Source organism: Sphingopyxis fribergensis (genome assembly GCF_000803645.1).
Classification (GTDB): Bacteria; Pseudomonadota; Alphaproteobacteria; order Sphingomonadales; family Sphingomonadaceae; genus Sphingopyxis; species Sphingopyxis fribergensis.
In genome coordinates this window covers 67,134-90,329 of record NZ_CP009122.1, presented here as the reverse complement: position 1 = coordinate 90,329, position 23,196 = coordinate 67,134, and the positions used below count along the sequence as shown (strand labels likewise).

General features: G+C 64.5%; 9 protein-coding genes. 2 read left to right on the top strand and 7 right to left on the bottom strand.

Features of this window, described 5'->3' with window-relative positions; translation table 11 throughout:
• Positions 1 to 274: 274 nt before the first annotated feature.
• Positions 275 to 811: a hypothetical protein gene (locus tag SKP52_RS25845; protein ID WP_148308965.1), complete on the bottom strand. Its 537-nt coding sequence runs from the start codon at positions 809 to 811 to the stop codon at positions 275 to 277.
• 260 nt (positions 812 to 1,071) lie between these two features.
• On the opposite strand from SKP52_RS25845, the gene SKP52_RS00390 reads away from it, so the two are divergent.
• The gene (locus SKP52_RS00390) at positions 1,072 to 1,530 is read left to right on the top strand and encodes a DUF4136 domain-containing protein (protein ID WP_039570456.1); all 459 of its coding nucleotides are present in this window, start codon (positions 1,072 to 1,074) and stop codon (positions 1,528 to 1,530) included.
• On the opposite strand, the gene SKP52_RS00385 is transcribed toward SKP52_RS00390, so the two are convergent.
• From SKP52_RS00385 to SKP52_RS00375, 3 genes are read right to left on the bottom strand one after another with little or no spacing between them, the layout of a single operon-like run.
• Positions 1,527 to 3,791, bottom strand: a complete 2,265-nt coding sequence (locus SKP52_RS00385) for a CHASE2 domain-containing protein (protein ID WP_039570453.1) — start codon at positions 3,789 to 3,791, stop codon at positions 1,527 to 1,529. The two genes, SKP52_RS00390 and SKP52_RS00385, sit on opposite strands and share 4 nt — an antisense overlap.
• Positions 3,792 to 3,801: 10 nt before the next feature.
• On the bottom strand, positions 3,802 to 5,154 hold the full coding sequence (locus tag SKP52_RS00380) for a FecR family protein (RefSeq protein ID WP_228383764.1): 1,353 nt from the start codon (positions 5,152 to 5,154) through the stop codon (positions 3,802 to 3,804).
• Complete coding sequence (locus tag SKP52_RS00375) at positions 5,138 to 5,821, bottom strand: response regulator transcription factor (protein ID WP_039579214.1); 684 nt, start codon at positions 5,819 to 5,821, stop codon at positions 5,138 to 5,140. Before SKP52_RS00375 ends, SKP52_RS00380 begins: the two co-directional genes overlap by 17 nt.
• 184 nt (positions 5,822 to 6,005) lie before the next feature.
• Here SKP52_RS00375 and SKP52_RS25060 point away from each other — a divergent pair, with 184 nt between their 5' ends.
• Positions 6,006 to 6,998: a sensor domain-containing diguanylate cyclase gene (locus tag SKP52_RS25060; RefSeq protein WP_160292333.1), complete on the top strand. Its 993-nt coding sequence runs from the start codon at positions 6,006 to 6,008 to the stop codon at positions 6,996 to 6,998.
• A gap of 50 nt (positions 6,999 to 7,048) precedes the next feature.
• Here the strand turns inward: SKP52_RS25060 and SKP52_RS00365 are convergent, their stop codons facing one another.
• The 3 genes from SKP52_RS00365 to SKP52_RS25840 form a co-directional block, all read right to left on the bottom strand.
• Positions 7,049 to 7,552 (bottom strand): DUF1190 domain-containing protein, encoded by a 504-nt coding sequence (locus tag SKP52_RS00365; protein WP_039570445.1) that lies wholly within the window; start codon positions 7,550 to 7,552, stop codon positions 7,049 to 7,051.
• 200 nt (positions 7,553 to 7,752) lie between these two features.
• On the bottom strand, positions 7,753 to 8,547 hold the full coding sequence (locus tag SKP52_RS00360; RefSeq protein WP_039570442.1) for a SapC family protein: 795 nt from the start codon (positions 8,545 to 8,547) through the stop codon (positions 7,753 to 7,755).
• 35 nt (positions 8,548 to 8,582) lie between these two features.
• Positions 8,583 to 22,718, bottom strand: coding sequence for an autotransporter-associated beta strand repeat-containing protein (locus SKP52_RS25840; protein ID WP_052207670.1), 14,136 nt, complete (start codon positions 22,716 to 22,718; stop codon positions 8,583 to 8,585).
• Positions 22,719 to 23,196 lie beyond the last annotated feature (478 nt).

The window sequence follows — 23,196 nt, the reverse complement described above, 5'->3', positions numbered from 1 at the left end:
GCTATGAGATCGAGGCGCCTTAGAGGCTGACGGTAGTTAATGAACAGTTGGAGAATTGTTAAATTTACACTATTTAACAATGTGATGGCGTGAAGCTCGCAATGAGGGCGAGCGCGAAAGATCTGCCGCACGGCACCATTATCGGGATGCACGCGTAGCCCGCATTAGAGCTTGTTAATGATGCCTTGTTACAACCAACGCGGCCCTACCCCCACATCGGGCCAGCCAGAGCGGTGGTTGGTTGGTCCCGACCGCCGCTCATCGTCCTGGCGCGTTAGCGGGAATGCGTCGACGCCTCGGCGACGGCAGCGCCGATAAGCATACGATGCTCGATTGCCGCCCAGAGAAGTTCCTGGCGGGTCAGATGAGCGAAACGCTCGACAAATTGGGGATCGAATATGTCCGCGCGCGGGAACTGCTCGAGCAACCACGCGGCGGCGGCGGACGAACCGTCGCTCCGACCGGGGTGGCCAGCCGCGACCGACGCGGCATCAAAGGCCGAACAGACGGCGTCGCCGCGGCGCTCGAGTTCTCGCTCGACTTCGGCCAGTTCCAGGTCTTTCATGCCGGGCCAGCGGGAGTGAAATGCTGGCCACTCGGATGCATCGACAGTCCACGGCACATTCTCCGCGACCCAGTCGGCGATCGCCGCAATCCGGTGCCGGCGGTCGCGCGCTTGCGAAATCCTGCTAATTCCCACAGCACCCTCCACGCGAGCCTTCGTCCGGCCGGAACGTACCGCGTCGTCCAGCGTTCCCAGGCGTTCGCAAGCGATATGCCGACGGCGAACGCGCACCTGCGGCTGGAGCAACCAGGACTGGCGAGTAGGGCGAGTAGATGGTCCGGGGCGGGAAGCGAGACCAGCAACCGCTGGTCTCGCCCGCATGGTCTGGACCATGACACGCGACCCGGAGAAGCTAACTCCCCCCGTTGCAGAAGACCAGAAATGTGCGGAGAACTCAACAAGATGAATGTTAAATTGTGCAAAGTGCGCTCCTTTCCAGTGCCGTTCCTGGATTAGGGGCTTTTTTTCACTTCGGCTTCCGGCGACGCGATTGTAGGGAAGGAGGCATGACATTTCGGCCTCTTCTCCTATTCCTCGTCGCGGCGCTGTCGGCCTGCGCCAGCCACCCCGCGATTATTGCCGCCGAAGCGGGAAGGATGCCGGACCCGAGGGGCTACTGGCTTGTTGCGGCACAGCCTGAACGGTCTCGCGTCGAGGCGGCCCTTGCAGCGAAGCTCGAGACAAGCGGCTTCTCGGCCGACGAAAAGGCCTCGCTCATCGTCCAGGTCAGCCTCTCCGAACCTCCGGCCAAAACGGGCCTTGCGCTCGATCAGAGTGTCGAACTGCAATGGCTTCTGCCACCGACACGTTCGAAATCGAAGCGGACGCGGCGTCTCGTCGTGACCATGACCGACAGCGCGACGGGCAAGGAAATCTATCGCGCCTACGGCAGCGAGGTCTTCCGGGAAAAGAAATCTGACGATGGCGAAGCTCTGCAAACGTCGGTGTTCGCCCTGATCCCCTAGGGCAGTGCGGGCAAGGTAAGCGTAAAACTCGCTCCTTGGCCGGGCTCGCTCGCGCAACGCACCTCGCCCTTGTGACGCACCATGACGGTGTACACGAAACTCAGCCCGAGTCCGACCCCCTCGACCTTTTGTCCGATGCCGAGCGGGCCGCGCGCGAAGCGCGCAAAGATTGTTTCGCAGTGATCGGCCGGCAGGCCAGGCCCCTCGTCAGATATCGTGCATCGCGCAAGCCAGCCCGCTCCGGAATCAGGCTCACGCCGAAGCGTGCAGCGCACGCAAGTGTCCGCCGGACTATATTTGATCGCATTGTCGATGATGTTGACGAGCGCCCGCGTCAGCAGCGATCGCTCTCCCTCCACGATGATCCGCTCGTCGCCCCCGAGCGTCTCGGCGCGGATATTCTTCGCGGTCATCTGCGGCCAGAGCTCGTCGAGTGCGTCGATGAGAATGTCGTTGAGATCGATCTCCTCAATGACATATTCGAGCGATTCCGCTCGCGCGAGTTGCACGAAGCCATCGGCGAGACCAAGCGTTCGCTGGGCATAGTGCCTGATCCGTGCCGCAAAACCGGGGTCGATCTCATCCGGCGCAGCGGTGTCGAGCAGCGCCATGATCGACGCTTGCGGCGAGCGCATGTCGTGCGTCAGGAGCTGGACGATATCGTCGCGCTGACGCTGCGACGCGCGGCTTTCGCTGACGTCGAGAAAACGGATGAGCCAGCCGACCTGTGCGCCGGTCGCGGCGCTTTGCGGAGCGAAGCGTACCGAGTAATAATGGCCTTCGGCGGTTGCCGCGTCGAGATCGCCGCAATCGACCTTCAGCAGCCCTTCCTTGCGGGTAACGGGCAGTGGATCGCGCGAGGGATCGAGATGAAAATGGGTGAACAGCGCGAGGCAGTCATCGCCTTCGGCGATCGATGCCCCGAGCGAGCCGAACAGGGAAGCGGCTGCGGCATTCGAAAGGACGATATGACCCTCGCGGTCTGTAACCAGAATCGCGTCGGGCAATTGATCGAGCCGATCGAGAGCGAAATGCCGCAGCTCGCGGGCATTGGAGATGGCGAGCCTCAGCTTTGCGATCGTCGATTCGAGCTGTCCGCCGGGCGGGAACCGTCGTTCCGGCTCGGGCAACCATCGCGAATCGGTCCGGAACCGATCGAGCTCGGCGCGCATGAACTTGTCGGCCGATGCGAGTTGGCGCCAGGCCCATAGTGGATAGCTACAGACGAGACCGGCAAGCGCCGCCGCCGGGGGGAGCCAGAATTCGAAGACAATCAACGCGCTGGCGGACGCGAAGAGAACGGCGCCGATCATGACGGCGGCGGCTAAGGCGGCGGCGCGGCGAGGGAGGAAGCGGAAGGCGAGGAACGCCATCCACAACGGAATGATTCCGAAGAAGAATATGGCAGCCGGGCCAGCCTCGCGCATGGCTCGCCCGGTCATGAGGCCGTTTGCGATATGCGCCTGGATCTCGACACCCGGCATGCGGCCACCCGAGGGAATCGGATGTCCTGCGCCGAGTGCATTCGCTGTGGCGCCGACGAACACGATCTTGTCGCGAAGAAATTCTGGCGGAACTTCGCCCGCCAGCACCGCCGCCGCCGGGATCGTCGGCCAGTGACCGGCCGGGCCTGCGAAGGGAATTAGGACGGCAGCCCCCGAACCCGCCGGAGGTGGGCGCCGTAGCCCGCCATGGGCCAGCTCGGCAAGATGCCACCAGCGTTGCCTAGAATCGCCGAAGCTGGGCGAAAAACGGCGCACCGTGCCGTCGGGATCGAAGCTGAGGTTAACGTGGCCGATCGCGGCCGCCGCCCGCCTGACAGGAGCGATCGGTTCTTGAACGTCGAACCGCGCGCCATTTCGCCCGGGGGCGACGAAGGAAAGCGGCACATAGACATTGGCCGCGCGCCGCATCGCGTCGCCGAGGCTTGCATCGCCTGCGGCGTCGGCCGCTTCGGTAAAGAGGATATCGTAGCCGATCGTGCGGGGTTTGGCATCTGTGATCGCGTCCAGGAGCGCCGCATGGGTCTCGCGCGGCCACGGCCAGCGCCCCACCCGCCGCAGGCTTTCATCGTCGATCGCCACGACGATGATCGCGTCGGACGAAGCCGGCCGGTTGGCTTGCAACAAGCGATCGTAAATGAGATTGTCGATGCGCAGGAGCGACCGGTCGGCGCTCACCCATCCGACAAGGAGACTCGCGGCGAGAAGGATGATCGCCCATTCGACCTTGAGGCGCGTCCGGCTGTATTCCTTGTTCATCCGCCGAGCGTCATTTTTCGGTGTCGACCCGCAGCTCCTGGAAGCCAGACCAGGAATCATAAATACGGCCGCCGACAAACTGAAGCGTCATCACCCGCCAGCGGTAACTGCCGTCGGGAAGATCCGCGACGACGAACGATGTCGAAGTGAGACCGGCTTCGTCGACGATCGGGTCGGCCTGCGATGCGGCGAAAAGCTGGAAGCGATACTGTGCGCTCGGTGCGTCGGGCGTTCGCCATCGGAACAGATAGTTCCGGTGACGCCCTTTCCGCGCGTCTTCGACGCTCGCCTCGATCCGGTTGAGACGCCGTTCGAATCCATAAACCGCGGGCATTCCTTCAAGACCTCGGGCGTCGATGGCGGTGACGCGGACGAAATAGGTCCCGTTGGCGACGGGTTCGAGTTCGACGATCGGCGCTACGGTCTCGGCGTCATCGAGAAGTTCGAGGAAACCCGCGTCGCGCGCAACCTGAAGGTGGTAGCGTAGCGCGCCGACGATCGGCCGCAGTTCGAACCGGAGTTTTTCTTCATCCTGCACGCGCCCGGGCCGCAAGAGATCGGGCGCACGCAGCAGCGCGACGGGTTCTGCGAGATCGGTCGCGATGCCGAAACCACCGGCCACGAGCTGCGCACGACCCGGAGCGGCCGATCCGCCGGCGTCGGCGGTGAAGGCGACCTTGCCTTCGGTAACTTCGGTTGTCGCGCGCCGGGCGTCGGGATCGAACGACATGCGAAACTCCGTACCGCGGACAGCCGAGACCGCCATTGGGGTCGACATGTCGAAACGGCTGTCGGGATCGGACATCGGGGTTACATTGGCGCTCGCCCGCCCCTTGACGATCGAGAACAGCCTGTCGATCGCACCGCCGAGCAACGTCCTGCGCAAGCGTTCGATGCGAACCGACGAGCGCGAAGGCATGGCGACAGTCGAATCGTCGGGCAGCCGCAGACTGACGAAGGATTTTTCGGCCGTTTCGAGAATGTCGCCTTCACCAAGCCGCATTCCGATCGCAGCGGGCCGGCGGGCGCTGCCGCGCTGGACGGAAACCGTTCCACGATAGCTCTGGACGACAGCCCGGAGCGGCTCATGGCGGAGCAGCGAGCGCGGGATGCGGATCAGCGATCCCGGCTTGAGGCGCCGGGGATTGGCGATCGCATTGAGCCGCTGGACGGCGACATAATCTTCGACACGCGTGAGATAACGCTCGGCGAGTTCATAGAGATTGTCGCCGGCTTTGACGCGGTAAAGCACGACCGCCGCACCCGGTTCCTGGCGGTTTTGGGCAGCCAAAGGCGAAGCCGGCGCGGCGAGACACAGGAGGATAAGCGCCGCGAGAAGGCGAAGATCAGGCAAGCGCTTCAAGACGATATCCATATGCGTAGACGGGGACGAGCTTGTACCCGTTCGACGGGCGGAGGTTGAGCTTTGTGCGAACATTCGAGATATGGACGTCGAGCGTCCGGGTCGGGAGGTCGGGGCTGCGGCCCCACAAGGATTCGAAGATATAGGCGCGCGAAAGGGCGCGGTGGGTATTGCGGAACAGGAGCAGCGCCAAGGCGAATTCCTTCGCGGTGAGACTAACCGGAACGCCATCGATCTCGAGGCACTCTGCGCGGGTGTCGAAGCGATAGGGCCCGAAACTCTCGGTGCCGCTGACGGAATGGGGGTGAACGCGTCGGGCGATGGCATTGACGCGCGCAAGCAGAACCGGAGCCGAAACGGGCTTGACGACAAAATCGTCGGCGCCGGCCCGGAGACCTTCGACAATATCTTCCTCGGTCGAGCGGCTCGTCAGCATGAGCGCCGGCGGCGGCGCGTCGAGATTGATCCTCGTCCATTGCAGCACATCGAAACCCGACGCCCCCGGGACGTTCCAGTCCAGAACGAGGAGATCAAACGTCTCGCGGCGCAGCGCGCGGATCAGTTCCTGGCCCTCGGCGAAATGTTCGCACCGATGGCCCGCTTCGTTCAAGAATTTAGTAACATATCCGGCCTGCGCCAGATCGTCTTCCAGTATCGCGACCCGCATCACCACCCCTGCCTCCAACGGAGCGGAACCTTAGGGAATCGAGCGCAGAATGCGAGGACAGATGTGATGGTTAACAATGTTTTACAGCGAGCAGCGAAAGCGGGCAGAATTTGCAATCCTTAACATGACAACCGCCGGTGTAGGAGCCAGAGCGCCCCCACAAGTTCAGTCGACGGAGTTGAGCATGGAACTCGCCTTGGGGTCGTGGGCGCGCACGGCAGGCAACCGGCACGGAGCCGGGACCGGCACGTCGCGGCAGCCACCGGCAAGCTCATCCGGACCCCGACGTCCCGCCTATTTTGCGATAGCTCCGATTGCTCTTTGCGTCATCGACCGGCAGCGCCGGTTCACCGCGGCGAATGAGCGCATGGCCGAGCTTGCAGGATGTCCCACCGGCGCGCTTGCGGGTCGTTACGCGGCGAGCCTGCTGGCCGATGCCGATACGATATTGAGCTCCTGTTTCGCCAAGGCGGATGCAGGCGAGCAACTCCGCGATCTTGTCGTCGCCTGGCGTGGTCGTCAGCTGCAACTTTCCTTTGCGCCGCTCGTCGAGGACGGGCATGTCGGCGGACTGTGCGTTGCCGCCGCCGATATAACGCGGCGCGTTCGCACCGAAAGGCGGCTTCAGCGGTCGCGCCGCCGGCTGCTCTCGATAGCGGCCCGCGACCATCTGACGGGATTGCTCAACCGACGCGGTCTCGAAATGCGATTGCGCCGCGAATTGCGCCGCGCTGGCGCGGAATCCGCAAGCGTGGCGGTGTTGCTCATCGATATCGACCATTTCAAACTCTATAATGATCGTTTCGGTCACCCCGCGGGCGACAAATGCCTGCGCGCGGTTTCGGCGGCGCTCGAGGAATGTAGTCGCGGGACGGCTGCCGTCGCCCGCTACGGGGGCGAAGAGTTTGCGTTGGTCCTTCCCGATGCGAGCCCCCGAACTGCCGGCGAGCTTGCCGACCGGTGCCGACAGGCCGTCAACAGCCTCGCGGTTCCGCATCCGGCGACGGATCGCGGGCGGGTGACGATCAGCATCGGCGTCGCCTTGATCGAGGGGGATGCCGTCGACGGATCGATTGTCAGTCACGCGGCCGAATTGCTGCGCGCTTCGGATGAATTGCTTTACCGCGCGAAGCGCCTCGGCCGCGATCGCATCTCGATCGCGTCGGTCACGCGCTGATCCTCGCGAACAACACATATCGGTGGCCGAGCGGACGGCGACGCAGCCGGTCATGCTCCGATATCGGTCCGGTTTGCGGTCACCCGGCTGATTCGATAACGTCCGCCATATGCCGACAGGCGGCGAATATTTCCCTCGCCTGTAACGGTGAACTGCGCGCCAGTGACCGTTCGATAGACCGGAGCATAGATGGGCGTCCGGCAACCGCGCGGCCCGACGCTGCACAGCAGAAAACCGGCAGGTCGCGGCATCACCCGCCCGGATCCGGCGCGCTCGGTGACGCAGCCGTCCGTCCCGAAGCGCGCCTCGCAAAGCGCCCGCGTATTGAATTTCGGACCGGACCGGCCGTGCTTGGCGCGGGCGGCTCGATCGCCCGTCACGCAGACCGCATGGCCGAGGCCGGACGCGGCCGCGCAGTCTTCCACCGACGTGAAGACATCAACGAGGATGATCCGATCGTCGGCTGAGGTGTCGTGGACGCGCGGAGCAGTGCTTCTTCCCGACCACAGCAGGGCGGCAATGGCGGCCGCCGACAGGATGATTTCCCGGCGCATCGATCCTCAATTCGCTTCAGCGTCCGGACATGACATGACATTTCAGCGTGCGCGGTCGACATGCCAGCGGCGTCGGGCATCCTGGACCATCGGCGTTCGACAATGCTTGCACACGCCCTTGTAGAAGGAACCCTCCCGCCATACCCGCTCGCGCCAGCGCTCATGTTTGCCGACGAAGCATCCAAGACGTCGCAGCAAATTCATTGTGACGCGGAGCCGGCAGGGGAGCCTTGGAATTCAGCGTCAGGTCGCGACGCGGCCTGCTGGCGATTGAAGACCTTGCTCATCAGGCCCAGCGAAAAGAGATGAGCAATTACCAGGGTCAGCGCGCCGTTCCGGTTCCAGTCGCGAAGCACCTCGGCATCGAGTTCGCGAAACTTCGCCTCGTCGATCATCTGAAATCCGCGATAGACGAAGGGCGGACCTCCATTTCCGGGCTGGATCGTCAGTTCGCCGTCCATGAGAAGGCCATGCTCGACGAGCTCGGCCACGAAGGCGCTGGTCTTCTGGCCGGCGATCTCGAATTGCTCGCAAAATTGCAGCGTCGAGCGACAGGCTTCGCTGGGAGCGTCGCCATCGAACAGGGCGGTACCATCGGCAAAGTCGCCCACCAGATCGGTCGTCGCATCGAAGCAGAGCGAGAGATCGCTGCTCTCGGGCGATATGCGGGCCAGCATGAACGGATAACGCCGGACATAGGCGGGGATATAGACAGCTTCGGCGAGGCTGCCGTCCGCTTCGACAAACACGTTCACTCCGTCGTTGAGGCCCATCAACGCGAGCGGGACGGGATTCTCGCCCATCGAAAAGATGATTGGATAATGACGCTGCGCCTCGGCGAACTCTTCGACCGTGAGCGGCACGACATGCTGCGCGGCGAGCCAGCTCGCCTTGTCGGTCGTGCGGCTCCGCCAGCTACCGTGATCGCGAATGTTGATCGGCGTCAGGTCTTTGTAGAACAGGGGCAAGGTCGCGCTTTGCGCTGCGCTGGCCATCATTTTCTCCTATGTGATCCCATAAATCCGAAGCCTCAAAAGGCGACCCGCACGCCGGCGACGCCCTTGATGCTGTAATCGTCGCCGAAATCGCGGAAGGGCGAGCTCGCCGACGCCTGGCTGTAGATGGTCACACGATCACCCAGACCGAGGCTTCCACCCAAGGCAATCTCGCCCCGCAGCCGGTCGTTCGCGTTGCGAATGGCAGTTCCCGACACATTTGCCTCGGTACCGTCGAGCCATTCGTAGCTCACGTTGATCAGACCATAGAGGTGGCTCCGGCGCGATGCGCCGTTCGACTCCCACGCTTGCTGATGATCGAGCGAGATGCCCCAGCGCGTCTTCAGGCTGTCGCCCTTCGCCGAGGAGACGATGGCCTCGGATGGGTCGGCGAAGCTGTCGAAATCGGCATCCTGATAGCTCATCTGGACTTGCGGCGTAACCGTGAGCCCACCGCCGACGGCGGCGCGCTTACCGAGCTCGAGGCTGAAGGCCTTGCCCGTGCCGCCGTTGCCGTCGACCAGCGTTCCGAGAACCGACGAGGTCAGCCGCCCATCGAACCAGGCGAACTGGGCCTGGCCGTCGGCATAGAAGCCCCCCTGGCTATACCAGGTCAGCGTTGCTCCGGCGCCATAGGCCTTGGCCTTGATCGTGCCATCACCAAACATCGAACGGACCGATGCATTGGACTCGCCATAATGGCCCGTGATGCCGGCGACGAGCGCGCCCTCGTCGCTTTCACTAAGCGTCCGGTCGGCGCCGACCTGCAGCTTCCAGCTGTCGATATTGGCATCGGTGCCGGCGGTCGACACCCGGGCCTCGGGCCGGGCCCGCGTACTTTCCATGCGGCCCCAGATGCCGGTGCTGGCGCCGTCGGCCGAGCGAGCCCACTGGCGATTGCCGACACGTTCCTGGAGCGTCGGGAGGGAGTTGAGCGACGCCAGAACCTGACCGTAATTTTCATAAAGCGGCACGCCCGGCTGATAGAGCGGACCCTGCGGCTCGTTCGAGCCATTGAGCAGCGCCGAACGCAAATACCAGTCGCCGTCGGTGGGCGTCGAAACGCCGCCCTGGTACAGACGATAGCCGTAGGCGCCGGCGATCACCGCCGGACTACCGTCGAAAATATAGTCGCCACGCAAGGTGAACATACCGTTCGACGCACCGCCGGTGACGTCAACGATCTTGATGCCCTCGTTGGTCTGTGCGCCAAGGCCGCCCCGGTTGATGACGACCACTTCCGTCGAGCCGGCCGTGCCGTTGGTGACGACGAGCCGGTCAGTCGGCGAGGCGTCGCCACCGAGTTCGGCTTCGATCTCGATCACGCCATTGTTGCCGGTGTAGGTACCGGCGACGGTGAGCGTGCCGATCGACTCGCCGGGAGCGATCGTGCCTGAATTCACGGTGGTGCAGATGGTGCCAGTGCCACCGAGGCGGCCGCCGGCCACCACATCGACGTCGCCGCACAGACTGCCGTTGACGATCATCGTTCCTTCGACCCTGGTGCTTCCCGCAAAGCCGGAGCTGTCGCCGGTCAGCAGAAACGTGCCGGCTCCTGCGTTGGTCAGCGCGCCGGTGCCCGAGAGCAGGCCGTTGAATGTGAATGTCGTACCGCTCGCGGCCGAGATCGTGCCGGCACCGGTCATCATGATGTCGCGCGTGCTGGTCACATCGGCGCTGGTCGAAAGCCTACCGCCGTCGAACGTCACGGCGCCCGACGCGGCGCCAAGATTGGCATCCGCCGCGATCTGCACGGTGCCGCCATGGATCAGCGTGCCGCCAGTGTAGCTGTTGGTGCCGCCGAGGACGAGCGTGCCGGCATCGGTCTTGACCAACTGCGTGTCGCCCGAGAGCGGACCGTTGATCGTCGCGGTGAACCCAGCGCCGGCCGTGCTGCCGTCGCCGACCCGGATGGTCGATTGCGGACCGGTCAGCGCGATCTCACCCCCGCTGATCGTGTAGCCATTCGCGGCAAACTGCATGCCGGCCGCGGTCACCTGGCCGAGACCGTTGTCGACCGTGACCGTGCCGCCGGTGCCGCCGAACACCGCGAACGCGCCGTCGCTATATGCCGCATTCACCGTGCCGTTGATGTTGGTCCAGTTGTCGTTGCCAGCGCTGTTTTGCCAGGTGCCGGTGCCGCCATTGATCGCGCCATTGTTCTTTGGCCCGGCCCCGTCCCAGAAGTTGAGTGTCAGACCGGCGCTGTTGACCAGATTCACCTGTCCGGCGATCGAGGTCTGGACATCGACGTCGCTGCCGACGGGCAGCGACCCCAGCGTCAGGCCGTTGTCGGTAAGCGCGCCGCCATAATTGAACACGCGGTAGACGCCTACATCGAAGGCACCGCCGGCGGGAACTGTTACGTTGATCGTGCCGTCGAGCACCAGGTTGCCGCCGACATTGACAAGATCGTTGAGCGCGCCGCCGGCAACATTGGCGGCGCCGAACTCGTACGCCAGCGTCGTTCCCGCCGCGAGCGACAGATCTCCGGCGATCGTGAGCGTACCGGCACCGCTGGCGCCGGGAGTCAGTGTCGCACCATCGGCAAGGCTCACATCGCCGCCGATCATGCCCGTACCGCCGAGGCTCGCTCCCGAGGCAACGCTGGTCAGGCCGGTCGCACCCGTATAGTCGCCGTTCACAAGCAGCGTGCCGGCGTTGACATTGGTCGCGCCGGTGTAGCCGCCGGTTCCGGAAAGCGTCAGCGTGCCACTGCCGGTCTTAACCAGACTGCCTGCGCCGGTAAGAGCGCCGCTGAGGGTCAGCGCCGTGCCTGGGTCGGTGAGGAACGTCCCGCTACCAGCAAGCTCAACCGCGCGTGCGGAGGTCAGGTCCGCAGTGGCGTTGAGGGTGCCGCCGTTGAGGCTCAGGCCGCCAGTGGCTGCGCCCAGATTGGCGTCGCTTGCGATCCGCACCGTTCCGCCATTGATCGCAGTGCCGCCAGTGTAGCTGTTGACGCCGGTCAGCACGAGCGTACCGGCGTCGGTCTTGACCAGTTGGGTTCCGCCCGCGATTTCGCTGGTGATGGTGGCCGTGTAACCTGCTCCCGCTGCCGTTCCGTCGCCGACACGAATCACCGACTGCGGTCCGGTCAGCGTCAGCGCATCACCCGCGACGGTGTAGCCATCGACCGCGAACTGCAGACCCGAGGCGGTGACCGCGCCAAGCCCGTTGTCGATCGTCACCGTGCCGGCATTGCCGGTAAAGATCGCGAACGCGCCGTCGTCATAGCCCGCGTTGACCGCGCCGGTCGCGTCGGCCCAGTTGTCGTTGCCTGTACTGTTCTGCCAGATCCCGTCCCCGCCGTTGACCGCGCCGTTGAACTTCGGTCCCGCCGCGCCATCCCAGAAGTTTAGCGTGACGCCGCCGACGTTGATCAGATTGACCTGGTTCGCGACGGAGGTCTGCACGAACGCGTCGGCGCCCGCCGGCAACGTGCCGAGTGCAAGGCCGTTATCGGTCAGCGTGCCATTGTAGTTGGCAATCCGGTAGAGGCCGATATCGAACGCACCACCCGGCGTGACCGTAACATTGAGTGTGCCGTCAAGCGTCAGATCGCCCCCGACGTTGACGACATCGTTAAGCGGATTTCCGGGCGCATTGGCTGCGCCAAAGTCGTATGCCAACAACGCACCCGCCGACAGCGCAAGGTTGCCGTTGACCGTGAGCGCTCCCGCGCCGCCGGCGCCCGGCGCCAGCGTGGCGCCGTCTGCCACAAAGACATCGCCGCCGATCGTTCCAGTGCCGCCCAGCGTCGCGCCCAGGGCGACGCTGGTGAGCCCGGTCGCAGCCGACTGGTCGCCATTGACCAGCAGCGTGCCGCCGTTCACGGTCGTCCCGCCGGTATAGCTATTGTTGGCGGTTAGAATGGTGGTTCCGGTGCCGATCTGGTTGACGGCGCCCGCGCCGGTGACGGCGCCAGCGAAGGTGACCGCATCCGACCGGTTGAACGCCAGCGTGCCGTTGTTGGTCACATCGCCCAGGATGAAGCCGGTCGTGCCGCCGCCGCCGAGCTGGAGCGTTCCGGCGCTGATCGTGGTGCCGCCGGTATAATTGTTGTTCGCAGTAAGGATGGTCGTGCCGGTGCCGATCTGATTGACAGCGCCCGTTCCGCTGACGGTGCCGGCGAAAGTCAGGCTGTCCGACCGGTTAAATGCCAGCGTGCCGTTGTTGATGACATCGCCGGTAAGGCTGCCGGTCGTGCCGCCGTTGCCCAGCTGCAACGTGCCCGCCGCAATCGTGGTGCCACCGGTATAGCCGTTGGCGCCGGTGAACAGGAGCGTGCCGGAGCCATCCTTGGTGAGTCCGCCGGCGCCCAGGATGACGCCGCTAAGAGTGAAGGTCGTACCCGTGTCGGTCAGAACCGTGCCGCCGCCAGCAAGCGTGACCGCGCGGCTGGAGGAGATATCGGCCGTAGTCTGAAGCGTGCCGCCGTCGAAGCTGAGCGCACCTGCCGCGTCGCCGAGATTGGCGTCGCTCGATATGCGAATGCGACCACCATTGATCGCGGTGCCGCCGGTATAGCTGTTGGTCCCTGACAGCACGAGCGTGCCGGCGTCGGTTTTGACCAGTTGCGCGCCACCTGTAATCTCGGCGGCGACGGTCGCCGTATAGCCGCTGCTGGCGACACTCCCGTCGCCGACCTGCACGATCGCCTGGGTGCCCGTCAGCGTCAACGCGTCGCCGGTGATCATATAGCCGTCGCTCGCAAACTGCATGCCCGAAGCCTGAACGCCGCCGCCGACATCGTCGATGGTCACCGTTCCCGGCGCGGCCGAGAAGATCGCAAAGCTGTTCTGCATATAGTCAGCGTTGGGCGTGCCCGAGGCACTGGTCCAGTTGTTGGAGCCGCCGCCTACGCGCCACACGCCGTCCCCGCCATTGATGGTTCCGTCGTTCTTGGGGCCGGCGTTGCCATCCCAGAAGCTCAGCGTCAGGCCAGCGGTATTGACGAGATTGACCTGCCCCGCGATCGCCGTCTGGACTGACACATCGCTGCCGCCCGGCAGCGCGCCGAGGGTGAGGCCGTTGTCTGTCAGCGCCCCGCCATAGTTGAACACGCGGAAGATGCCCGGGCCGAAACTGCCGCCTGCCGGCACCGAGACGTTGATCGTGCCGTCGAGCGTGAGATCGCCACCGACATTGACGAGATCGTTGCGGCTGCCGCCCGCGACGTTGGCCTCGCCGAACGCGAAGTCGAGCACTGAGCCCGCACTCAGCGCGAGATTGCCGTTAATTGTGAGCGTGCCGACATTGTTGGTGCCAGCGGCCAGCGTCGCTCCATCGGCAAGCGTGACATTGCCGCCGATGATGCCCGAACCACCCAGCGTCGCGCCGGAGGCGATGCTCGTCGCGCCGGTCGCTGCCGACTGGTCGCCGTTCACGAACAGGCTGCCCGCGGTCACGTCGACACCGCCGCCGAAGCTGTTTGTGCCGCTTAGGACAAGGCTGCCGGCTCCGGCCTTGGTGAACCCGCCCGAACCGGCCATTGCACCGCTCAGCGTCAGCGTCGTGCCCGCATCGGTGAGCAAGGTGCCCGCTCCGAGAAAATCGACCGCACGGCTCGAACTGATGTCGGCCGTGGTGTTGAGCGTACCGCCATTGAGGCTGAGCGCGCCCGCAGCGTCGCCAAGATTGGCGTCGCTCGCGATGCGTAGCGTGCCCGCGTCGATCTGTGTGCCGCCCGTGTAAATGTTGGTGCCCGAGAGCACCAGCGTGCCGAGATCGGCCTTGATCAGTTGCGTATTGCCGATGAGCGCCGCGTCGATCGTAGCGGTATAGCCAAGGCCGAGCGCCGTGCCGTCACCGACGCGGATGGTCGATTGCGGCCCCACGAGGGTCAGATCCTGGCCAATGATCGTGTAGCCGTCGCTCGCGAACTGCAGGCCCGAAGCGGTGACTGCGCCGAGGCTGTTGTCGACGTCGACCATGCCCGGTGCCGCCGCGAAGATGGCGAAGCTCGCATCGGTGTAAGCGCCGTTCACCGCGCCGCTGGTTTCGGTCCAGTTGTCGTTGCCGCTGCTGTTCTGCCAGGTGCCGTCGCCGCCATTGACCGCGCCGTCACCCTTGTTCGCGAGGTTCGCGCCGTCCCAGAAGTTGAGCGTCGCGCCGGTCGCGTTGATCAGATTGATCTGGTTCGCGATGGAGGTCTGTACCGAGACCAGGCTGCCCGGGGGTAGCGTCCCGAGGTCGAGGCCCTGATCGTTGAGCGCGCCGCCATAGCTGATCACGCGGTAGAGGCCGGGGCCGAAATCGCCGCCCGGCGAGACAGTCACGTCGATCGTGCCATCGAGCGTGAGATCGCCGCCCACCTGCGTCAGGTCGTTGAGCGGGCCGCCGATCACGTTCGACTGGCCGAACTCGTAATCGAGCCGTGAGGTGCCCGCGAGCGCAAGATTGCCGTTGATGGTGAGCGTGCCCGGGCCGGTCGCGTCGCTGGGCGCCAGCGTCGCGCCGCCCGCCAGGGTGACATCGCCGCCGATGATGCCGATGCCGCCGAGCGTCGCGCCCGAAGCGACGCTGGTCGCGCCCGTCGCCGCACTCTGGTCGCCGTTGATCAACAGCGTGCCGCTGCTCACCGTCGTGGGGCCGACATAGCTGTTGGCGCCGGTGAGAATGGTGGTACCGCTACCCGCCTGCTCGATACTGCCGGTGCCCGAGATCAGTCCACCGAACGTAAGCGCGTTCGACCGGTTGAAGATCAGCGCCGCATTGTTGACCACGTCGCCGATGATGCCGCCGCTGGTCCCGCCCGAGCCGAGCTGAAGCACGCCCGCGCTGATCATCGTCCCGCCGGTATAGCTGTTGTCGGCGGTTAGAATAGTGGTTCCGGTGCCGATCTGGTTGACGGCGCCCGCGCCGGTAACGGCGCCAGTGAACGTAACCGCATCCGACCGGTTGAACGTCAGCACGCCGTTGTTGACGACATCGCCCAGGATGGAGCCGGTCGTGCCGCCGCCGCCGAGCTGGAGAGTTCCGGCGCTGATCGTCGTGCCGCCGGCATAAGTGCCGGCGTTGGTCAGGACGAGCGAGCCCGCACCGTCCTTGGTCAGCGCGCCGGCGCCCGAGATCGCACCGCTCAGCGTCAGCGACGTGCCGGTGTCGGTGAGGAAGGTGCCGTCTCCGGCAAGGTCGATGATCCGGGCCGAGGTGAGGCTTGCCGTGGTGTTGAGCGTGCCGCCATCGAGGCTGAGGCCGCCTGCTGCATCGCCCAGATTGGCGTCGCTCGAAATGCGCAGCGTGCCGCCGTCGATCGCGGTGCCGCCGGTGTAGCTGCTGGTGCCGGAGAGGACGAGCGTGCCGCCGTCGGTCTTGACCAGCTGCGCCGCACCGCCCAGCGCGGCGCCGATCGTGGCGGTAAGCCCCGCATCGCCCGCGCTTCCATCGCCGACGCGAATGAACGCCTGGGTGCCGGTCAGCGTCAGCGGTGCGCCCGTGATCACATAGCCATCGGCAGTGAATTGCATGCCCGAAGCCTGAACGCTGCCGCCTGTGTTATCGACGGTGACCGTGCCACCCGTCCCCTGGAAGATCGCGAAGCTGTCCTGGGCATAATCGGCGTTCACCCCGCCATTTTCGTCTGTCCAGTTGTTCTCGCCGCCGCCGACGCGCCAGATGCCGTCGCCGCCCTGGATGGAATTGTCGTTTTTCGGACCCGCCGCGCCATCCCAGAAGCTCAGCGTCAGGCCGGCGGTGTTGACGAGGTTGACCTGGTTGGCGAGCGCGGTCTGCACGAACGCCTGCGTGCCGGCCGGCACCGAGCCCACCGTCAGGCCGTTGTTCGTCAACGCGCCGCCATAGTTGAACATGCGGTAGACGCCGGGACCAAAGCTGCCCCCCGCCGCCTCCGTCACATTGACCACCCCGTCCAGCGTCAGATCGCCGCCCACATTGACGAGGTCGTTGAGCGGTCCGCCCGGCACGTTCGCCTGGCCGAACTCGAAATTGAGCTGCGAGGTGTTGCCGAGCGCGAGGTTGCCGTTGATCGTCAGCGCGCCGACGCCGTTCGAACCCGCTGCCAACGTTCCGCCATTGAGAATGTTGACATTGCCGCCGATCGTCCCGGTGCCGCCGAGCGTCGCGCCCGAGGCGACGCTGGTGAGACCCGTCGCGCCCGACTGATCGCCATTGATCAGGAGCGTGCCGGCGTTGATTCCGGTCGCGCCCGTATAGCTGCTGTTGCCGGTGAAGATCGTCGTGCCACTGCCAAAGTGTTGGATGAAGCCGGTTCCGGAAATTGCGCCTGCGTAGGTCGAGGTGCCCGCGCGGTTGAACCTCAGGGTGCCGCTATTCGCGATGTCCCCGATGAGCGTCCCTGTCGCGGTTCCATCGCCAATCTCCATCCTGCCGGCGGCGACGGTCACGCCATTGACGTAGCTATGGTCGCCTGTCAGCGTCAGGATACCGCCCAAGGTTTTGGTTAACGTCTCGAAGCCGGTGACGTTGGCGCCGTTCAGCGCACGGAAGGACGCATTGTTGATCTGGAGCGCATCAATACCCGTGCCGCCAGCTATGCTGCCGCTGAAGGTTCCCGGATCGTTGAACACCAGAGCATCGTTACCGTCGCCGAGCGAGAAGACACCCGCACCGGTGTTCAGCGTTCCCGCCACGGTGACAACATCGTTGCCGCCGCCAAGGTCGCCCGCCGCGCGCAGCGTAATGCCTGACGCGACATTGATCGTGCTGGCGCCCGCATCGCCGGTAAAAATCGCAGTTCCGCCCGCCGCCGCGCCCGTCGTTGCGTTCACGTTCAGCGTCGAGGTGCCCGTCATCGCGACGGTCTGCGTCGTGAGGGCCCCGTTGACGTTCAGCACGCCCGCGCTGATCGTCGTCGCGCCAGCGGTGTTGGCGGCGGTAAGCGTGGTCGTGCCGGTGCCGATTTGCGCGATCGTGCCGCTGCCGGTGATCGCCCCGCCGAATGTGTAGGCATTGTTGCGGTTGAACGCGAGCGTGCCGCTGTTGGCGACGTTGCCGACGATCGAGCCGGTCGCGCCGCCATTGCCAAGCTGCAGCGTCCCCGCGCTGATCGTCGTGCCGCCGGTATAGCTATTGGTGCCGGTCAGCGTGGTCGTGCCGGTCCCCAGTTGCTGCACCGCGCCCGCACCGGCGATCGTGCCGGCGAAGCTCACCGCATCGGAACGGTTGAAGCCGAGCGTGCTGCCACCCGCGACGTTGGCCGTGGTGCTCTGGATCGAGCCGCTCGTGCCGCCGTTGCCGATATAGAGGATCCCGGCATTGACGTTGGTCAGACCGGTATAGGTGCTGTCGCCGGTCAGGGACCATGTTCCGGCATCGTTCTTCGCCAGCGTGGTGACGCCCGCGCCACTGTTGCCGATGCTGGCGCCCATGATGTTGTTGCCGGTGTTCGTACCCCCCAGCGCGACGACGCGGGCCTGGCCCGGATCGGCATAGGCCACGGCGCCGGTGTTGGTGAAGGCAATCGCCCCGGTGCCGGAGGATTCGATAAAGCTGACGCCCTTGGCGAGGGTGAACAGCCGGTTCGTGCTGTCGCCGCCGCCCGTGTACCGCAGCGTCGAGCCTTCGCCGATCACCAGGTTGGACGCGCCGATGGACGATTGGCCGATGCTGCTGGCGAATCCAGCGTCCGACAGTTTGTCGACCCCCAGCACGCCGCCGCTGATCGTCGTCACGCCGGTGTAGGTGCTGTTTTGATTGGTCAGGATCCAGGTCCCGCTATCTTCCTTCGTCAGCGACGTAAGCCCCGTGCCGTTGTCGGTGATTTGCAGTGCAAAGCTATTGTTGCCAGTGTTCGTGCCGCCGAGCCTGATGGTCTGACCCGTGTCGGGGCTGGAGAAGGCAATCGCGCCGGTGTTGGTGAAGCTGAGCGCGCCGGTCCCGTTAGCCTCGATCTTGCTGTTCGCGGAGGCGCCGAGCGTGAAGAGACGGTCGGTGCTGCCGCCGGAGCCGACGTAACGCAGCGTGCCACCGCTGAGGATCAAGTTGCTCGCGCCGCTGCCGGAGCTTCCGATCGAACTGTTCGTGCCGCCGTTCGTCAGACAACTCACTTGGAGCGCGCCAGAATTGATTGTGGTCGCGCCGGTATAGCTGTTGTCGCAGCCACTGAGGATCTGGACGAAATTGGTGCTGCCACCCTTGATGAAACTGCCAGTGCCGCTGATCTGGCCCGCGTAGTTTTGCGCAGTGACGGTCCCGTAGTTAAGCGAGAGGTTGGCGCTGCCCAGCACGATATTTCCGCCGAGTGTGCCGCCGCCGTTCAGATAAGTGAATGTCGAATTGAAATTGTTAAGGTCGAGCGTGGCGCCGGCGACATTGCCGAAGCTCACGAAGTTCTGCGAGAGCGCAGTTGCCGAGCCGGCGCGAAGCACGCCACCAGTAATGCTGATAGGACCGGTCAAGGTGTTGGCACCCGAGAGGACCAGGGTGCCGGCACCGTCCTTTCGCAATGTGCCCGCGCCGGTCGCCACGCCCGTGAAGGTCAGGGTAGTCGCTGCGTTCTGAACGCCGATTGCGCCGGTTCCCAGAAGCTGGAAACCGCGATTGGTCGTCACCGTACTGCCCGTGTAATTCAACGCACCCGTATTGAAGACCAGATTGGTCGAAGCGCTGCCCGAAGCGCCAACACCGCTCGGCTGTCCGCCATTGGCAAGGCAATCGATGTTCAGAGTGCCATTGCTCTGAATGATAGTGGAACCGGTGTAATCGTTGCTGCAGCCGGAGAAGGTTTGAGCGCCGCCGCTGACCGTCACGCCGCCGGTGCCGGTCACGATACCGGAAAAGTCCAAGCCCGATCCGTTGAGCGTCAGCCTCGCAGTTCCCAGGTTCACGGCCCCGCCGCCGGCAATCCCGCCGCTGGTGATGGCGTTGTTGCCGAGATCCAGCGTGGCGCCGTTCGCTACAGTCCAGCCGCCAGTTCCCAATGCCTGGGTCGAGCCAGCGCGCAAGGTGCCAGCATTCACAAAGCCGCCGGCACTAAAGCCGCTGTTGGCACCCGAAAGCACCAGCGTGCCAGCCCCGTTCTTGGTCAGCGCCTGCCCGGCAGTACCGACGACCATCCCGCCGATCGTCAGCACAGTCGACAAATTAGCCACGTCCACCGCGCCGCCGCCGGCGCCAAGGGTGAACCCGCGATCGATGCTAGTGGTGCCCCCGGTATATTCCAGCTCGCCGCCGCCTTGCATTACCAGATTCGAGGACGCCGACGTCGAGGCGCCGATGCTGCTGACAAGTCCTCCGTCGGCGAGGGTGCTCGCCGCCAAAGTACCGCCACTGATGGTCGTCACGCCCGTATAGTCGTTGCCCGCCCCGGCGAGCGTCAGCGTGCCCGCCCCGGTCTTGGTGAGACCAGCGCCATCCGGACTGGTGACGAGGCCGCTGAACGTCAGGTTGGAACCCGCCTGGGTAACGCTGATCGTGCTGCCCGCCACCGGTCCGTTGGTCTCGATCGTGAAGCCGCGGTCGCTGGTGGCATTGGCTCCGGTATATTGCAGGGTCGCGCCCTGGATCAGCAGATTGGAAGATGCGTTGGTCGAAGCGCCGATCGCGCTCGCCACTCCGCCGTTCGCGATGGTGTTGACCGACAACGTTCCTTGGCTGATCGTGGTGGCGCCGGTATAGCTGTTCGCGCCGCTCAACGTGACGAGACCGGCGCCCGCCTTCGCGAAACCGGTCGCGCCGCCATTATCGACGACGGTCGCAGCAATGGTGAAGCTGCCGTTTCCGGTACTGTTCTGCTGAACGCCCAGCGTGCCGCCGCCGGCGCCCCCCGTCAGGTTGCCGTTGCTGATGGTCTGGGTGGCGTTCCCCACGGTCGGCGCAACGATGATCGAGCCATCGGTGCTCAGCGTGTGACCGCCCAGGTCGACCAGCGAGTTGGCAGCGGCAGTATATTTGATGCCGCCGAGCGCCACGTCGCCTGCGAGCGTGCCGGTATAAGGGCTGTTGGCGGGCAGGGATTCGTCGCTAACGACGTCGCCGTTCGCCCAGGTGGCGGCATCGTCCTTGTTCACATAGCCGGTGAAGGCGACGATATTGCCGCCCACGACATCGGCATAGTCGGAGCCGTTGACCGTCGCCCAGGGTCCCATCGACAGGTTGCTGGTGGTGAAACTGCCGCTGGCCGGCAGGACGAAATTGACGAGTCCGTTGCTGCGGGTGATCGCGCCGAAATTGACGGCCATGCTGCCGCCCGTTCCGGACGTTGCGCTGATCGTGTTGTTACCGCCGGTGATGGTCAAGCCGCCGAACGTCTGGCTGTTAGCCGTGCTCGCCTGCCCCAGCAGGCTGAGCGTGCCGCCGGCCATGCTCACTGTCGAAGTGCTCGCCAGGATGTTGCTCGCCGGCGCGCCACCCGCCGAGAAGTTGAGCCTCACCGTGCCGTTGTTGATGGTGGTCGCGCCGGTATAACTGTTGGCGCCGGAGAGGGTCAGCATCGCACTGCCGAGCTTCATCAGGCCGCCGCTGCCGCTGATGCTGCCTCCAAACGTCTGGGCCGTCGCCGCCGTGACACTCAGCGTTCCCGCGCCAAGCGCGATGGTCCCACCAGTGCCGGCAAGCGTCGGCGTCGCCAGATTAAATCCGCCGGTATCCAGCGTGCCGCCGTTTACAGTGATCCCGTTCACGGTGCCGAAGGACGAGGCATTGGTGCCGCGCAGCGTGCCCCCGTTGACCGTGATCGTGCCCGTGCGGGTGTTGGCACCGCTCAGCACCCATGTCGCCGGACCCGAACTGACCAGGTTGCCAGTGCCCGAAATGATGCCGGACATGGTGTTGTCGGCACCGGTGAAACTGCCGCCCAGCGTCATGCTACCCGCAAGCGATGTGGCGCCGCTGAGCGTCAGCCCTCCGGTCAAGCTGTCGTTGTTGAGGGTACCGTTGGTAAAAGACAACGTGCGGTTGCTGCTGGCGGTGCCGCCGGTGTAGCTGAGCGTGCCGCTGGAACTTACCGCGATGCTTGTCCCTGCGCCCAGGGAAGAGCTCGCGCCACCATCCGCCAGCTTGCTGACCCTGACTTCGCCGCTTTCGATCGAGGCGCCTGCGGTAAAGGTGTTGTCGGTACCGAGCGTGATCGTACTGGTACCGCTTGCAAGGAACCGGAACCCGTTATTCGTGCCGCTAAGGACACCGAGCAGTTGCAAATCGGCGCTGCTTGCGTGGAACCCGGCGGTCAAAGCCCCGGTCGCCGAGATATTTCCGGTCAACGTCAACGTGCCGGTGCCGCTGTTACGGAGCAGGACCGTCGGCGATCCGCCCCCAGTTGTCATCTGCCAATCGCGGTTCGAGCTGTCTCCGCTCCCCGTGTAATTGACGTAGGACGTAGTCGTCCTGCCCTCTATGACGATCGTGCCGCCGGCGCCCAACGCGCTGGTCTGGCCAACGTTTCGCACCGATCTGAAGGATGGCCCGGTTGGGTTATTGGAGTTCAGCGTCGCCTGGCCCGTGAAGTCGTTGGTGGTGTCGCTGAGCTCGACCACGACGCCGCAACTGCCGCAGGAACTGGCGCGGACCCCGCCGCTGCCCGTGAAATGAGCCGCGCCCGCGCCAGAGAGCACGTCAGCAATTCCGCTTGAGACGTTGACGACACGGCCTGTCAGCAGCCCGGTCGAGCGCAAAATCACGCCATTGGCCAGATTAACGACGTTGGCTGAATTGCCCAGTGATGCGTTCGTACCAACAGCCAGTTCGCCGGCGTTGACATTGATCGTCCCGGTGAATGTATTCGTCCCATTGAGCGTCAATGTGCCGGCGTTGACGTTCAAGCCGCCCGAGAAGGTGTTGGCGCCGCCCAGGGTCAAATTGCCCGTACCCGCTTTCGTCAGGCCGACGTTGCCGGTGATAATGGAATTGATGGTCGATGTGCCGCTGTTAACCGTGATGGTCGGCGTCGTACCGGCGAGGGTCAGCGTATTCCCGGTGAGCGTGTAATTGGCGGTATTGAACGTGATGTTGTGGACAGTGATCGGCACACCCAGCGTCACCGTACCGGCGGTGCCGCCGAAAATGGCGTTGTCGAGCAGCGTGTTATCCCATGGCACATATGGGCCGCTGGTGCCGTCGGTATTCGGGGTCCAGGTCGAGTTCGTCGTGTTCCAGGTGCCGGTGCCGCCATTGCCGAGCGCCGTGCCATTGGCGTCCCAGTTTCTGTCAGCATTCTGCGCGAAAGCAGCAGACGGGACTGCCAACAGGAGCATTGCAGAAAGAGAGGTGCCGCACATCAAGCGCCCAGCGCCCGATCCATTCCGACGCCCGGAATATCCAATCCCTCTCATCTCGCGACCCCTTTTTATTTCCCGGACATGCCGGGAGCCTTTCCCGAGGATCTCGATCTGTCGGCGCGTTCGAAAGGGTGGTCATATCCAGCCGTACGGTGCCGCGATCGCTATCCGAAATTCACCCCCACAATTTCGGCGCCCGTCCGCGAAACGCCGCGAGACAGGCCCAATGCGGCAAACCGAAGCCCAATCTTCTTACAAAAAAATGAATTATCAACTCGAAATATGCGCTTGGCTCGATTTTTGCCGAATTAAAATCGGTAGTTAACGATGTTTTACAATTCGAGTCTGCCGAGTTCGCGCATCCCGACGGAATCCCAAACGGTCGGATCTTAGGTGCGCCTGCTTTTGGGCAACGGTCGCCAAGCCCACGAACCGCGCATCGCCAACATCGCGG